Raw genomic sequence first — 14,257 nt, 5'->3', positions numbered from 1 at the left:
GGCGGACATCCCGCCCACAGTGCCCCACAACGCCCCTCAAAGCCCTGGAGGGCCGCTCCGGGCTCCGCACGAGGCCCCGGCCGGGAAGTTCTCCGGCCGGGGCCATTGCGTGGCCGGAAACAGCCGTCATGGCCCGCGCAGGGGCTCACGGGAGCGCGGACCGGTCCCGTACGCACGCGGAAGAAGCCCCGGCCCTCCGGTGAACAACCGGGGGTCGGGGCTTCTTCGCGTACGGGCCGTACCCGGACGTCAGCGCAGCCGGGCCATGAGGGCGTGTTCGACGAGGGTGATGAGGGCGCTCTTGGCGTCCGAGCGGTGTCGGGCGTCGGTGGTGAGGATCGGGGTGTCGGGTCCGATCTGGAGTGCCTCGCGTACCTCGTCGGGGGTGTAGGGCTGGTGGCCGTCGAAGCCGTTGAGGGCGATGACGAAGGGGAGGCCGCTGTTCTCGAAGTAGTCGACGGCGGGGAAGCAGTCGGCGAGGCGGCGGGTGTCGACCAGGACGACGGCGCCGATGGCGCCGCGTACGAGGTCGTCCCACATGAACCAGAAACGGTCCTGCCCGGGGGTGCCGAACAGGTACAGGATCAGGTCCTGGTCCAGGGTGATGCGTCCGAAGTCCATGGCCACCGTGGTGGTGGTCTTGTCCCCGGTGTGGGTCAGGTCGTCGATGCCCGCCGAGGCGGACGTCATCACGGCTTCGGTGCGCAGCGGGTTGATCTCCGAAACGGCACCGACAAACGTGGTCTTACCCACGCCGAAGCCCCCTGCCACCACGATCTTCGCCGAGGTGGTGGAGCGGGCCGCTCCGCCGCTAGAGCTTGCGAAGTCCACTGAGCACCCTTTCGAGCAGTGTCACATCTGGCTGGCCGCCGGCGGTCTCGTCGCCGCCGGGCTGATGGATAGCGACGAGTCCGGCCTCGGCCAGATCGGCGACGAGGATCCGGGCAACGCCGAGCGGGATCGAGAGAAGGGCCGAGATCTCGGCCACCGACTTGATCTCGAAGCAGAGCCGGCAGATCCGCTGGTGCTCGGGCAACTGCCCTTGCAGCCGGGACGGATCGGCCGTCGTACTGACCAGCGCCTCGATGGCGAGCTGGTAACGCGGCCGCGTCCGTCCGCCGGTCATGGCGTACGGGCGGACCAACGGGTTGTGAGCGGCGGGCGCCGACGGCGCGGGCCGCGGAGGCCGCTGCGCCACCGGCTGGATCCGGGGTGCCGGGGCGTCGAACCGCTGCGGCGGCTCCTGCCGGGGCTGCCACTCGGACTGCTGCCGCTGGGACCACTCCGGCCCCGGATGCTGAGGCCAGTCGGCTCCGCGCGGGTGCGACTGCGCGGGCTGCTGGGGCGGGAGATAGGGGTCGTAACCCTGCACACCGCCCTCGGCGCTCGGCGTGGAGGGGAAGTTGAAGCGGTTTTCCCCGTGCTCGTCCGGAACCCGCTGACTGCCGTCATACGGGTGTCCGCCTGTGGGTGCTGCCACGTCTCCTCCTCCTACTGCCGTTCGCCGATCCCAGTGGGGGCGCGCCACCGCACCCTATGGCGCGGTGACGAGAAACGCACTGTCTGTCTCCTAGTTGAGAAGACTTCCCTGGAGTTCGGCGCGGAGATCCGGCGTCAGAACACCGCCCGCGCGGTCCACCAGAAGTGCCATTTCGTACCCAACCAGGCCGATATCGGCGTCCGGGTGGGCCAGAACGGCCAGCGAAGATCCGTCGGAAATCGACATGATGAAGAGAAACCCTCGCTCCATCTCCACAACAGTCTGGTTGACGGCGCCGCCCTCGAAGATCCGGGAAGCGCCCGCGGTCAGCGACGTCAGACCGGAGGCGACCGCCGCCAACTGGTCGGCGCGGTCACGCGGGAACCCCTCGGACATGGCCAGCAGGAGTCCGTCGGCGGAGACCACCACCGTGTGCGACACCCCGGGGGTGCTGTCCACGAAGCTGGTGATCAACCAGTTGAGATTCTGCGCCGCCTGGCTCATCGGGCTCACACTAACGCTCCTGGTTGTAGGTATCACTGCTGTCCGAACCCTGGTTGCGTCCCTGCTGGATGCCGCGCCGCAGGTTGCTCAACCTGCCGCGGATGTCCTCGGGAGCACGGGAGACCTGGGGCCCGCCCTGCTGGGACTGCTCCGCGGTGCCCTCGACCAGATTGGCCTTGGGCACCCGCCGGGGAAGCCCGGAAAGGGTTATTCCGCCGGCCTTCGGGTCCCGGAGCTTGTCGGCCCGCTCCCAGCGCTCGTCGTTGGTCGAACGCCAGTCTTCCGTGCCTCCGCCGTCCTGCGGTCCGGCGGCGGCCGACGGGGAGTCCTGCTGTCGGGGCTGGTCGGCGGCCGCGGACCGGTCGTTGTCCGATCCGTCGGGCTGCCAGTGCTGCTGCCCGCCCCGGCGCGGGAGCCCCGCGTCGGTCATCTCGTGACCGGCGTTCGCGGTGGGACCCGAATGGTCGAAGCCTACGCGCTCGGGCGTCTCCTCGGGAGCGCCGGGAGCGGATTCCGTTTCTTCCTGGGCGGAGGACTCGTAACTGCCCTGGAAACCACCCTGTTCCGGCCACCCGCCCTGCTGGGACTGGTCACCGTGCGGCGTGAAGTGATCACCGTACGAAGGCTGTTGGGCTTCCTGAGTCGCGTAGTCCTGTTCCGCATAGCCGCTTTGGGGGAGCTGCTCCGCGTCCGGCCGGAAGCCGGCGTCCGCCGCGTACGGGTCGTACGCCCCCTGGTGACCGGACTGCTCGAAGCCCTGCTGCTGTCCGTAGGAGCCGGACTCGTAGGAACCCTGCTCGAACCCGCCCTGCGGGTAGCCGTTCCGGTCGTACGAGGACTGCTCCTCGTAGCCGGCTCGCGGGTAGCCGTCCTGCTCGAACAGCTGCTGCGGCGCGGCTTGACCGGCGCCTTCGAACGGAGATTGCTCGCCGCCGGTGTGCGCGGCCTCCAGGGCGGCCCGGCGCTCCTCGCGCATCAGTGAGCGGCCCACCGGGTCGAGCGTCGGCGAGTCCGCCTCGTAACGCGAGTCGTCGAAGCCGAGTTCGGCGGCCGTGCGCATTCCCGAGAGCTGCGGAGCGGCGGGCAGGGACTGCTGCTGCTCCGGGATGATCGAGGAGACGGTGAAATCGTCCGACGCGGAGACGGGTTCGCCGCCACCACCGTGGGTGATGGCGTCCGGCAGCATGACCAGCGAGGTCGTGCCGGCCTGCTCGCCCGAGGGGCGCAGCTGGACCCGGACGCCGTGGCGGTCGGAGAGCCGGCCGACCACGAAGAGACCCATCCGCTGGGAGACCGCGGCGTCCACGGTCGGCGGGTTGGCGAGCTTGTGGTTGATGTCGGCGAAGTCCTCGGCGGTGAGGCCGATTCCCTTGTCGTGGATCTCGATCATCACGCGACCGTCCGGCAGCCGCGTCGCGGTGACCCGGACCTTGGTCTGCGGCGACGAGAACACCGTGGCGTTCTCCAGCAGCTCCGCCAGCAGGTGCACGAGGTCGGTCACGGCCTGGCCGTGGATCTCGGTGTCCGGGACGCCGGTGAGCTCGATGCGCTCGTACGACTCCACCTCGGAGGAGGCGGCGCGCAGCACGTCCACCAGCGGCACCGGCTGGTTCCAGCGGCGGCCCGGCTCCTCGCCCGCGAGGACCAGGAGGTTCTCGCCGTTGCGCCGCATACGGGTGGCCAGGTGGTCCAGCTTGAAGAGGCTCTCCAGCTGGTCCGGGTCGGCCTCGTTGTTCTCCAGGCCGGTGATGAGGGTCAGCTGGCCCTCGATGAGCGACTGGTTGCGGCGCGAGAGGTTGGTGAAGATCGCGTTGACGTTCCCCCGCAGCATCGCCTGCTCCGAGGCGAGCCGGACGGCCTCACGGTGCACCTGGTCGAAGGCGCGGGCGACCTCGCCGATCTCGTCACTGGTGTTGATCGGGATCGGCTGGACCCGGGTGTCGACCCGGCCCGGTTCCGTCCGCGACAGCTGGTCGACCAGCGACGGCAGCCGCTGCTCGGCGACCTCGAAGGCGGCGGTGCGCAGCCGGCGCATCGCCCGGCTCATCTGTCGCGCCATGAATCCGGCCGCGACGAACGCGGCGAGCAGGGCGACGACGACGATCGAGGCGTTGACGATGGCGTCGGACTTGGCGTCGGAGGAGATCTGCGCGGCCTCTTCCACCGCCTTGTCGACGAGCTCGTCCGTGACGGTGGCGTACCCCTCGAACTTCGCGGTGGACGCGGCCAGCCAGGTCTCCGGGGTGATCCCCTTCGCCTCCAGCTCGGACGGGGAGAGACCCTTGCCGATCTGCGCGGCCATTCCGTCGAAGACCGAGCCGCCGACGCTGGGCGGGGCGACGAACGGAGCCCCGGTGGCCTCGGCCTGCTCCTTGGCGGCCTTCAACTGCTCGGCGCCCTCCGCGGCCTTGCCGGCCATGACCGTCTTGAGGCGGTTCACGTCCCCCTCGGTGCCACCGGAGTTGAACTCGCCGAGCGCGATCTGCTCCAGGTAGTTGTACGAGCCGAAGGCCTTGACCTGGTCGTTGAAGGTGGACTCCTTCTCGCTCGGACGCACCAGCAGGTGAAGTCCGATCGAGCGCTGGAGCGATTCCGCGGCCTGCGAGAGTTCGAGCGCGTAGACGGTACGGCCGTAACTGGTGATGTTGCCGGTACCCAGACCGAGCTCGTTGGCGAACTCCATCAGCGAGTGCTGGATCTGGGTGTAGCCCTCTTCGGTGCTCACCGGGTCCAGGCTCGTGGAGTACGCGGACTTCCGCAGCGCGGCGAGCTTCGGTTCCTCACCCCTGAAGAGCTTCAGCCGACGCTGTAGACCCGCGGTCTGCGGCATGCCGGCCACCGCGGCGGTGAACCCCGACGCCGCGGCGTCGGTGGCGGCACGGCTCTGCGTCACGACCGAATCGGTGGACTTCTTCGTCAGGAGGGGCTGTGCGGTGAGGTCGCGCTCGTTCAGCAACGCCTGCCCGTACACCGAGGCCGCACGGACGACGAAGGCGGTCTTCTCGGCGTCCTGCGCCTCGTTCCAGGTGTCGATCGACCCCTTCACCTGGAAACCGCCCATGGTGAGGCCCACCAGGGCGGGGATCAGGAGGATCGCATTCAGTCGCGTCGCCACACGCCAGTTGCGGGGGGACAGCTTGCTCGTGCTGCCGACGGGCGGTCCGTCGTCGGCCGTGTCCGTACGGTCGGCGCGCTCCCCGGGGGACACAGCGGTGCGCGGCGGCGTGAAGTTGCCTCGCTCAGGCTGCGTCGGGGAGCCTTCGTTGCTTCGCCTCACTCGACCAACAACCTCTCGGCGTCGGCACCTACGTTGTGCCGGTAAATTCGTTCAGGGCCGTACTACTCGGGAGTTCGCCGCATTCCAGCATGGGGACCTGCCGCGTTCCAAACACTCGAACTCGATCGGTCCGAGTGGCGCATGCCTCAGATAAAACGGGCATAAAGAACGAGCCCCGCCAAAAGGCGAGGCTCACATGAGCGGAGCGGCACCGGACGGATGCGTCGGGTGTCGGCCCACGGGAAATTCTCTGTCGAAACGTTATGAACGCGGGGGCGGATCGTGTCGAAGGACACAGGACCACCCCCGCGTGACTACGGCAACTTACCTACGCCGATACCGACTTATGCCTACTTGAGCCGGGCCATGAGGGCGTGTTCGACGAGGGTGATGAGGGCGCTCTTGGCGTCCGAGCGGTGTCGGGCGTCGGTGGTGAGGATCGGGGTGTCGGGTCCGATCTGGAGTGCCTCGCGTACTTCGTCGGGGGTGTAGGGCTGGTGGCCGTCGAAGCCGTTGAGGGCGATGACGAAGGGGAGGCCGCTGTTCTCGAAGTAGTCGACGGCGGGGAAGCAGTCGGCGAGGCGGCGGGTGTCGACCAGGACGACGGCGCCGATGGCGCCGCGTACGAGGTCGTCCCACATGAACCAGAAACGGTCCTGCCCGGGGGTGCCGAACAGGTACAGGATCAGGTCCTGGTCCAGGGTGATGCGTCCGAAGTCCATGGCCACCGTGGTGGTGGTCTTGTCCCCGGTGTGGGTCAGGTCGTCGATGCCCGCCGAGGCGGACGTCATCACGGCTTCGGTGCGCAGCGGACTGATCTCCGAAACGGCACCGACAAACGTGGTCTTACCCACGCCGAAGCCCCCCGCCACCACGATCTTCGCGGACGTGGTGGAGCGGGCCGTACCGCCGCTAGAGCTTGCGAAGTCCACTGAGCACCCTTTCGAGCAGTGTCACATCCGGCGTTCCGCCGGCCTCTCCGTTGCCCGGCTGGTGGATGGCCACCATGCCGGCTTCCGCCAGGTCCGCGACCAGGATCCGTGCCACACCGAGCGGCATGGACAGCAGGGCCGAAACCTCGGCCACCGACTTGACCTCGCGGCAGAGGTGGCAGATCCGCTGGTGCTCGGGCAGCAGCGTTCCCAGGTGCGCGGGGTCGGCCGTCGTACTGACCAACGCCTCGATGGCGAGCTGGTAACGCGGTCGTGTCCGCCCGCCGGTCATGGCGTACGGACGAACCAGCGGCTGGTCGCCCTCCCCGTCGTACGACGCGTGGTGCAGAGCGCCGTACGGATCGGGTGAGGCGGGTGGCGGGGTCATGAATCCTCCGGGCGTGACAGCGAGGTGTCTACTCGCCGTCTGCAAGGGGCCGGTGGGGGCGGTGAGCGGCCGGACGAGTGAGGGTGGTGGGCAGTACCTGAGGAGATCCCGAGGGATTTCCGCTGCGTGGCCGCCTAGTGGAGCAGACTTCCTTGGAGCTCGGCGCGCAGGTCGGGCGTGAGGACGGTGCCGGCACGGTCGACGAGCAGAGCCATCTCGTAACCCACGAGGCCGATGTCGGCCTCCGGGTGGGCGAGCACGGCCAGCGACGAGCCGTCCGAGACGGACATCAGGAACAGGAAGCCGCGCTCCATCTCCACCACCGTCTGGCTGACGGCGCCGCCCTCGAAGATCCGGGAGGCGCCGGCCGTCAGCGAGGTGAGCCCGGAGGCGACCGCGGCCAGCTGGTCGGCGCGGTCACGCGGGAATCCTTCGGACATGGCCAGCAGGAGTCCGTCGGCGGAGACCACCACCGTGTGCGACACCCCGGGGGTGTTGTCCACGAAATTGGTGATCAGCCAGTTCAGATTCTGCGCGGCCTGACTCATGGGGCTCAACTAACGCTCCTGCTGGTGAGTGGGGCCGAGTTGGAAGCTGCCGGTCGACTGGCTGTTCGCCTGCCGACCCTGCTGGATGCCCCGGCGGAGATTGGTCAGACGCCCGCGCACGTCGTCGGGCGCACGCGAAACCTGAGGTCCGGTCTGGTGATTCTGCTGCTGAGCGGTACCGGGAACCAAATTGGCACGCGGAACCCGCCGGGGAAGCCCCGAAGTGGTGACACCGCCGGCGGCCGGCTTCTTGACCCGCTCGGCCTGACGTACGAGTTCGTCGTTGGGCGAAGCCCGCCACGGACCGGCCGGCGTCGCGTCACCGGAGGAGCGGCGCGGAGCCGCCTCGGCCGGAACGCCGTCGGACGGTGAAGGTGCCGCCTCGGCCGGCCTGCCGCCCTGCTGCGGACCGTGGAACCAGTTGGTTTCGAGGGTGTCGTACAGCGGTGTACGGCCGTCGCCCGGACCGGCCGGCGGCAGCGCCTCCGGTGCGGGACGGCGCGGCGGCAGCGAACGCTGGGGCGGCTCGGCGGCCGGAGCCGGACGCGGCACACCGTGCTCGTCGGTGTTGCCGTACTGGCGCGGAGCGGGCAGACCCTGGTCCGGAGCCCCGAAGTCGGGACGGGCGAACTGTGCGGTGCCCGCGGGGTCCTGCGACTGCGGGACCTGCGGCGCCGAGAAGTCCGGGCGGGCGAACTCCGAGGTGGAGCCCGGCCCCTGGCGGTCGTCGCCGGGAGTGCGCCGGTTCAGCGGGGAGTTGAAGTTCCGGTTCGGGACGGGTCCCGTACCGGCCGCGAACTGACCCGTGGCCTCGGCCTCTTCGTGCCCGCGCGGCGCGTCGGCGGGACCGCGGCGCTGCGCGCCCTGGTCCTCCATGCCCCAGGTGGTGGTCTGCGGCTGCGGATGCTGCGGCTGCGGGTTGCCCCCGGGCAGCTCGGCACGCGGGCCACCGGGCGGCGGCAGCTGACGGCCGGGACCGCCGGGCTGCTGGAACCCGCGCTGACCCTGGCCGCCCTGGGGCTGGTTGCCCTGGTCCCGGCCGAACGCGGGCTGACCGCCCTGGCCCTGAGCGAACTGGCCGCCCTGGCCCTGAGCGAACTGATCGCCCTGACCGAACTGATCGCCCTGACCGAACTGATCGCCCAGGCCGAACTGGCCGCTCTGACCGTTCTGGCCGTTCTGGCCGAACTGATCGCCCTGGCCTTGGCCGAACTGACCGGTCTGGCCGTTCTGGTTGCCCGGGTTGGCGGGGCTGCCCTGCCACTGCTGCTGTCCGTTGGCTCCGCCGAACACGTCCTGCCGTACGGGACGGCCACCCTGCTCCGGCCGGCCCATCGGGGCCTGCTGCCCCATGGGCGCCTGAGCTCCCGTCGGGGCCTGCGGGGCCGGGGCGTTGTGTCCGAAGAGGTTCGGCTGGTCCTGCTCAGGACCGCCCTGCGCGCCGCGAGCGCCCAGCCGGGCGCCACCGCCGAGGGCACCGCCCTGCCGCTGCGGCTCGGGCCGCCCGAAGTCCTGCGGACCCTGCGGCGCCTGCGGGCGACCGGCCTGCGGCCCTGCCTGCGAGACGGACGGGCCGCCCGGCTGCCGCTGGGGCATGCCGCCCTGCTGAGGACCGCGCGCCGCGGTGTCGCGCGACGGCAGCGCCGCACGCGGACCGGAGCCCGCGCCGACCTGGCCGCGCGCGGCACCCGGGAGCCCCTTGGCTCCGGCCGTCGGACCGCCGAGACCGGCGCGCGGAGCGCCGCCGCCGGCGAGCAGACCGCCGGGGGCCTGCTGCTGGCCCGCGCCCTGCTTGGTCGGCGGCTGCTTGCCGCCGTGCGCGACGTCCACGGGCAGCATGACGAGCGCCGTGGTGCCGCCGGAGTCGGAGGGCCGGAGCTGGATGCGGATGCCGTGACGCAGGGAGAGCCGGCCGACCACGAACAGACCCATGCGTCGGGAGACCGACACGTCCACGGTGGGCGGCGAGGCGAGTCGCTCGTTGATGGCCGCGAGGTCCTCGGGAGAGAGGCCGATACCGGTGTCGTGGATCTCGACGAGCACCCGGCCGTCCGGCAGGGCGTGACCGGTGACCCGCACCTTCGTCTGCGGCGAGGAGAACGACGTGGCGTTCTCCAGCAGCTCGGCGAGCAGGTGCACGAGGTCGTTGACGACCCGGCCGGCCACTTCGGTGGCGGGCACGGCGGCCAGTTCGATGCGCTCGTACTGCTCCACCTCGGACGCGGCGGCGCGGAGCACGTCGACCAGCGGGACGGGGCGGGTCCAGCGGCGACCCGGTTCCTCACCGGCGAGGACGAGGAGGTTCTCGCCGTTGCGGCGCATACGGGTCGCGAGGTGGTCGAGCTTGAAGAGCGAGGACAGCTGGTCCGGGTCGGCCTCGCGGGACTCCAGCTCGGAGATGAGCGAGAGCTGGCGCTGGATGAGGCCCTGGCTGCGGCGCGAGAGGTTGGTGAACATCGCGTTGACGTTCCCTCGCAGGAGGGCCTGCTCGGCGGCGAGACGCACGGCCTCGCGGTGCACGTCGTCGAAGGCCGCGGCCACCTGGCCGATCTCGTCGCGGGAGTGGACACCGACGGACTCGACGGAGGTGTCGACGTCCTGCGGGTCGGTCTCGGAGAGCTGCCGGACGAGCTCGGGCAGCCGGTCCTGGGCGACCCGGGTCGCGGTGTCCTGGAGGCGGCGCAGCGAGCGGATCATGGACCGCGCCACGACGAAGGCGCCGACGAGCGAGACGCCGAGCACCAGCAGGATGATGGCTCCGTTGAGGATCGCCTCGCGCTGGGAGGCCTCGCGCAGCTCGCGGGCCTTGCCCTCCATGTCGCTGAGGAGGGTCGCCTCGATGGTCTCCATCGCCTGGATCTTGGTGGAGCTCTGGTCGTACCAGTCGAGGTACGAACGCGGCTTGCGCCCGTTCATGCCGACCGTCGTGTCCAGCACCTGCTTGGCGTAGGTGTCGGCCGCCTGGATCTCCGGGTTGCCGCTGTCGAGCGGTGCGGTGAGGTCGGAGGCGCTGTTCCCGGTGGTCGCGTAGATGGTCTCGAAGGAGTTCATCGCGAGGCTCTCCTTGCGGAGCGCGTTGCGACCGAACTGCTTGTCGTTGTCGGCGAGACGTGTCTTCGTGCTGTTCCCGCCCGGCAGCGCGGCGGCGATGATCGCCCGCTGGACCGAGGCGTACTCCTTCGCGGAGGAGAAGGCGGCCAGCGCACGGGTGCGCTTGATCATCTCCGGGCTGGAGGTCGCCTGGGCCATGTCCTGCGAGAGGCTCAGCAGCGAGGTGATCAACTGGCTGTACTGGTCGATCGTGTTGACGCTCGGCGTGCCCTTGGCGTACGCGGTCTTGCGGATGTCGCGGATCTGCCCGAGCTGCGTCGCGATCATGTTGACGCTGGCGTGGATGCCTTCGAGCGCCTCGTCGTTCTGGGTGTCCCCGATGGCCATGGTGGCGTCGAGGAAGGCTTCCTTGGCCCGGTCCGTCTTCTTCCGGGGTTCGGTGACCTTGTAGTTGGTCGCCTTCACGCCGTTGGAGAGCGGTCCCGCCGACTCGTCACGCTCGACCTGCAGCGCCTGCGCGAGCGCGGTCGCCTGCTTGGTCATCTGCGTCAGCAGCTGCATGTGCTCCAGCTGCTGCATGTCGTTCATGGACTCGTTGATGCGGAGTCCGCCCAGCGAGGTCGCCGCGACCACGGGGAGTGCCAGGAGGGAGACCAGGCGGGTACTGATGCGCCAGTTACGCAGGGCTACGCGTGAACCCGTGCTCACCGGGTCCCGGGGTTTCGCCGCAGCCGCCGGCTCGGCGTTCGTCGTCGTCGTGGAGCCCGGGCGAGGAGTCTGCTCCGCGCCGTCGCCGGCGCCTGCCGACCCGGGGTTCTGGGCGTGCTGGGGCGAGGAACCGCGGTCGGTCCCGCCGCGCGGCTCCTGTTCCGCCGGAGCGCTGCCATCCCTCTTGAAACGTCCCTGCACTAGCGTCGCAACCTCTGGACCAGGCGTCCCTCCGCATGCGCGGTGGTGACGGTGTCGGCGTCGTGGGGCACTGGACGCGCCCCATGGTGGTCGATGAACGACCGGCGTTCTTGAACCCCCTCCGCCGCCACTCGGCGCTGCGTTGCGCCCCTGCGCGCCGGTCTCTACCCGCGGCGGTGCGTGGAATTCCAGCACAGTGCCGGACCTCCAACAAGGCCCGCGGGTTCCCCATGGGTAGGTGTCACGGGGTGTGATGGCCGTGTGACCAGCCGTGCAGCGTGTTCGTGTGGAAAGTGGATCATTACGGACAGGGTGGCCGGACGAGCATGGTGTCCCAGTCCTGATGATCAGGAGCGGAATAGAACATTCAGTGGTGCAATGTCCGTTTTCTCTTGCGTGATCATCATTCCGATATGCGGCATTTAGGGGGTCAGTGGTGAGCAAACTCACATGATGATCGCGGTCTCATCCGGGGCTCGGCCGGGAATCCGATGTTTAGCCTGACGCTTTACTGGGATGGCGAACCCGACTAACTGGGCGCACCCCGGGGTGCGCCCCCGGCGACAAGGTCCGAACGGCAGATGAACACGACGCAGTCCCGCAGCCTCGCCAACCCCCGGCGCACCACGCTGGCGCACCTCCCGGACGCCTCCTCGCTGCGCGCCCCCGAGCGGCCCGAGCACCCCACCACGCTGCCCACGCAGACGGCCAACCCCCGCCGCACCATCCTCAGGTAGCCGTTCCCGCCGGGAGCCCGTCCGGTGCCTCGGTCCCGCCGTCCGCCCCTTGGGGCAGGCCGCCGCGACGATCCGCCGGACACTCCCCGGTCCCCCCACGGCGAGGCGATAGCCTGGAGCGTCAGTCTTCAGCCAGCCAGCAAGTGAGGGGCGACAGCATCCCGTGCGCATCGCCAGGTTCTCCATCGACGGCAATGTCGCCTTCGGCGCCGTCGAGGGGGAGGGCACCGTGGAATCCGGTGGCCTCGTCCTCGACATCATCAAGGGCATTCCGTACGCCGACTTCGAGCTCTCCGGCACCAAGGTCCCGCTGAGCAAGGTCCGGCTCCTGCCCCCCGTGCTCCCCAACAAGGTCGTGGCCATCGGCCGCAACTACGCGGAGCACGCCGCCGAACTGGGCAACGAGGTCGGGGACGTCCCGGTCGCCTTCTTCAAGCCCACCACCTCGGTGATCGGTTCCGGCGACGCCATCGAGTACCCCTCCTTCTCGAACGAGGTCCACTACGAGGCCGAACTGGCCGTGGTGATCGGCCGGATGTGCCGCGAGGTCCCCCGCGAGCGCGTCAAGGACGTCATCCTCGGCTACACCTGCGCCAACGACGTCACCGCCCGTGACGCGCAGAAGCGCGAGAAGCAGTGGGCCCGGGCCAAGGGCTTCGACACCTCCTGCCCGCTCGGCCCCTGGGTGGAGACCGACCTGGACCCGTCCGACCTGACGATCCAGACGACGGTCAACGGTGAGCAGCGCCAGCTCGGCCGTACGAGCGAGATGGTCCGCTCCATCGAGGACCTGGTCGTGCACATCTCCGAGGCGATGACGCTCCTCCCGGGCGACGTCATCCTCACCGGAACCCCCGCGGGGGTCGGCCCCCTGCACGTCGGCGACGAGGTCGCCGTCACCATCGAAGGCATCGGCACTCTCACCAACAAGGTGATCAAGCGTGGTTAACGGCTCCTCCCCCCGAGTCCGGTTCTGTCCCTCCCCGACCGGCAACCCCCACGTGGGTCTGGTCCGGACGGCCCTCTTCAACTGGGCCTTCGCCCGGCACAACGAGGGCTCGCTGGTCTTCCGCATCGAGGACACCGACGCGGCGCGCGACTCCGAGGAGTCGTACCAGCAGCTGCTCGACTCGATGCGCTGGCTCGGCTTCGACTGGAACGAGGGCCCCGAGATCGGCGGCCCGCACGCCCCGTACCGCCAGTCGCAGCGGATGGACATCTACCGTGACGTCGCCGAGAAGCTGAAGGCCGGCGGGTACGCGTACGACTGCTACTGCACCACCGAGGAGCTCGACGCCCGCCGCGACGCGGCGCGCGCCGCCGGCAAGCCCTCCGGGTACGACGGCAACTGCCGCGAGCTCACCGCCGCGCAGGTCGAGGCGTACGAGGCCGAGGGCCGCTCGCACATCGTGCGCTTCCGGATGCCCGACGTGCCGCAGACCTTCACCGACCTGGTGCGCGGCGAGCTGACCTTCCAGCCGGAGAACGTGCCGGACTACGGCATCGTCCGCGCCAACGGCGCCCCGCTCTACACGCTGGTCAACCCGGTCGACGACGCGCTGATGGAGATCACCCACGTCCTGCGCGGCGAGGACCTGCTCTCCTCCACCCCCCGCCAGCTCGCCCTGTACGCGGCCCTCACCGAGCTGGGCATCGCCAAGGCCACCCCGGTCTTCGGCCACCTCCCCTATGTCATGGGCGAGGGCAACAAGAAGCTGTCCAAGCGGGACCCGGAGGCGTCGCTCAACCTCTACCGCGAGCGCGGCTTCCTCCCCGAGGGGCTGCTCAACTACCTCTCGCTGCTGGGCTGGTCGATCGCCGAGGACCGGGACATCTTCTCGATCGAGGAGATGGTGGCCGCCTTCGACATCGCGGACGTCAACGCCAACCCGGCCCGCTTCGACCTCAAGAAGGCCGAGCACATCAACGCCGAGCACATCCGCCGGCTCGACGTGAAGGACTTCACCGAGGCGTGCGGTCCCTGGCTGCGGGCGCCGTACGCGAACTGGGCCCCCGAAGCGTTCGACGCGGAGAAGTTCGCCGAGATCGCGCCGCACGCGCAGACCCGGGTGACCGTCCTCTCCGACATCACCGCCAACGTCGACTTCCTCTTCCTCGACGAGCCGGTCCAGGACGAGGCGTCCTGGACCAAGGCGATGAAGGAGGGCTCCGACGCCCTGCTGGCCACCGCCCGCGCGGGCCTGGCCGGTGCCGAGTGGAACGCCGAGGCGCTGAAGAGCGCCGTCCTGGCGGCGGGCGAGGCCCACGGCCTCAAGCTCGGCAAGGCGCAGGCCCCGGTGCGCGTCGCCGTCACCGGCCGCACGGTCGGGCTGCCGCTCTTCGAGTCCATGGAGATCCTGGGCCGGGAGAAGACCCTGGCCCGGGTGGACGCGGCCCTCGCGAAGCTCGCCGCGTAACGCACCGCCGTACG

General features: G+C 70.0%; 11 protein-coding genes. 3 read left to right on the top strand and 8 right to left on the bottom strand.

The annotated features are described in order from the left end of the window. Positions 1 to 249: 249 nt before the first annotated feature. The 8 genes from OHT52_RS06725 to OHT52_RS06690 form a co-directional block, all read right to left on the bottom strand. Complete coding sequence (locus OHT52_RS06725; protein WP_148021028.1) at positions 250 to 831, bottom strand: GTP-binding protein; 582 nt, start codon at positions 829 to 831, stop codon at positions 250 to 252. Continuing rightward, entirely contained in the window at positions 812 to 1,480 is a 669-nt protein-coding gene (locus OHT52_RS06720) for a DUF742 domain-containing protein (protein WP_328719211.1), read from the bottom strand. Before OHT52_RS06720 ends, OHT52_RS06725 begins: the two co-directional genes overlap by 20 nt. Positions 1,481 to 1,570: 90 nt before the next feature. Then, positions 1,571 to 1,984: a roadblock/LC7 domain-containing protein gene (locus tag OHT52_RS06715; protein WP_266709517.1), complete on the bottom strand. Its 414-nt coding sequence runs from the start codon at positions 1,982 to 1,984 to the stop codon at positions 1,571 to 1,573. A gap of 10 nt (positions 1,985 to 1,994) precedes the next feature. Continuing rightward, the gene (locus OHT52_RS06710; protein WP_328719210.1) at positions 1,995 to 5,261 is read right to left on the bottom strand and encodes a sensor histidine kinase; all 3,267 of its coding nucleotides are present in this window, start codon (positions 5,259 to 5,261) and stop codon (positions 1,995 to 1,997) included. A gap of 350 nt (positions 5,262 to 5,611) precedes the next feature. Then, positions 5,612 to 6,193: a GTP-binding protein gene (locus OHT52_RS06705; protein WP_266709547.1), complete on the bottom strand. Its 582-nt coding sequence runs from the start codon at positions 6,191 to 6,193 to the stop codon at positions 5,612 to 5,614. Beyond that, positions 6,174 to 6,581, bottom strand: coding sequence for a DUF742 domain-containing protein (locus OHT52_RS06700; protein ID WP_266709549.1), 408 nt, complete (start codon positions 6,579 to 6,581; stop codon positions 6,174 to 6,176). Before OHT52_RS06700 ends, OHT52_RS06705 begins: the two co-directional genes overlap by 20 nt. A 134-nt stretch (positions 6,582 to 6,715) precedes the next feature. After that, positions 6,716 to 7,129 (bottom strand): roadblock/LC7 domain-containing protein, encoded by a 414-nt coding sequence (locus OHT52_RS06695; protein ID WP_323180487.1) that lies wholly within the window; start codon positions 7,127 to 7,129, stop codon positions 6,716 to 6,718. A 9-nt stretch (positions 7,130 to 7,138) separates the two neighbouring features. Further along, positions 7,139 to 11,089, bottom strand: coding sequence for a sensor histidine kinase (locus tag OHT52_RS06690; protein ID WP_328719209.1), 3,951 nt, complete (start codon positions 11,087 to 11,089; stop codon positions 7,139 to 7,141). Positions 11,090 to 11,670: 581 nt separating this feature from the next. On the opposite strand from OHT52_RS06690, the gene OHT52_RS06685 reads away from it, so the two are divergent. From OHT52_RS06685 to gltX, 3 genes are all read left to right on the top strand, one after another. Next, on the top strand, positions 11,671 to 11,826 hold the full coding sequence (locus OHT52_RS06685; RefSeq protein ID WP_328719208.1) for a hypothetical protein: 156 nt from the start codon (positions 11,671 to 11,673) through the stop codon (positions 11,824 to 11,826). Between the two features lie 163 nt (positions 11,827 to 11,989). Further along, on the top strand, positions 11,990 to 12,775 hold the full coding sequence (locus OHT52_RS06680; protein ID WP_328719207.1) for a fumarylacetoacetate hydrolase family protein: 786 nt from the start codon (positions 11,990 to 11,992) through the stop codon (positions 12,773 to 12,775). Continuing rightward, positions 12,768 to 14,243: a glutamate--tRNA ligase gene (gene gltX / locus OHT52_RS06675; protein WP_328719206.1), complete on the top strand. Its 1,476-nt coding sequence runs from the start codon at positions 12,768 to 12,770 to the stop codon at positions 14,241 to 14,243. The genes OHT52_RS06680 and gltX overlap by 8 nt, the downstream gene beginning before the upstream one ends. The last annotated feature ends 14 nt before the right edge of the window (positions 14,244 to 14,257 follow it).

The organism is Streptomyces sp. NBC_00247 (assembly GCF_036188265.1).
Lineage (GTDB): Bacteria > Actinomycetota > Actinomycetes > Streptomycetales > Streptomycetaceae > Streptomyces.
The sequence above is the reverse complement of the archived record's forward strand: the minus strand, read 5'-3'. Positions and strand labels throughout refer to the sequence as shown.

Coding starts and splice junctions, on each gene's coding strand:
- OHT52_RS06715 (WP_266709517.1), bottom strand. CDS start 1,984: ATGAGCCAGGCGGCGCAGAATCTCAACTGGTTGATCACCAGCTTCGTG.
- OHT52_RS06700 (WP_266709549.1), bottom strand. CDS start 6,581: ATGACCCCGCCACCCGCCTCACCCGATCCGTACGGCGCTCTGCACCAC.
- OHT52_RS06695 (WP_323180487.1), bottom strand. CDS start 7,129: ATGAGTCAGGCCGCGCAGAATCTGAACTGGCTGATCACCAATTTCGTG.
- OHT52_RS06685 (WP_328719208.1), top strand. CDS start 11,671: ATGAACACGACGCAGTCCCGCAGCCTCGCCAACCCCCGGCGCACCACG.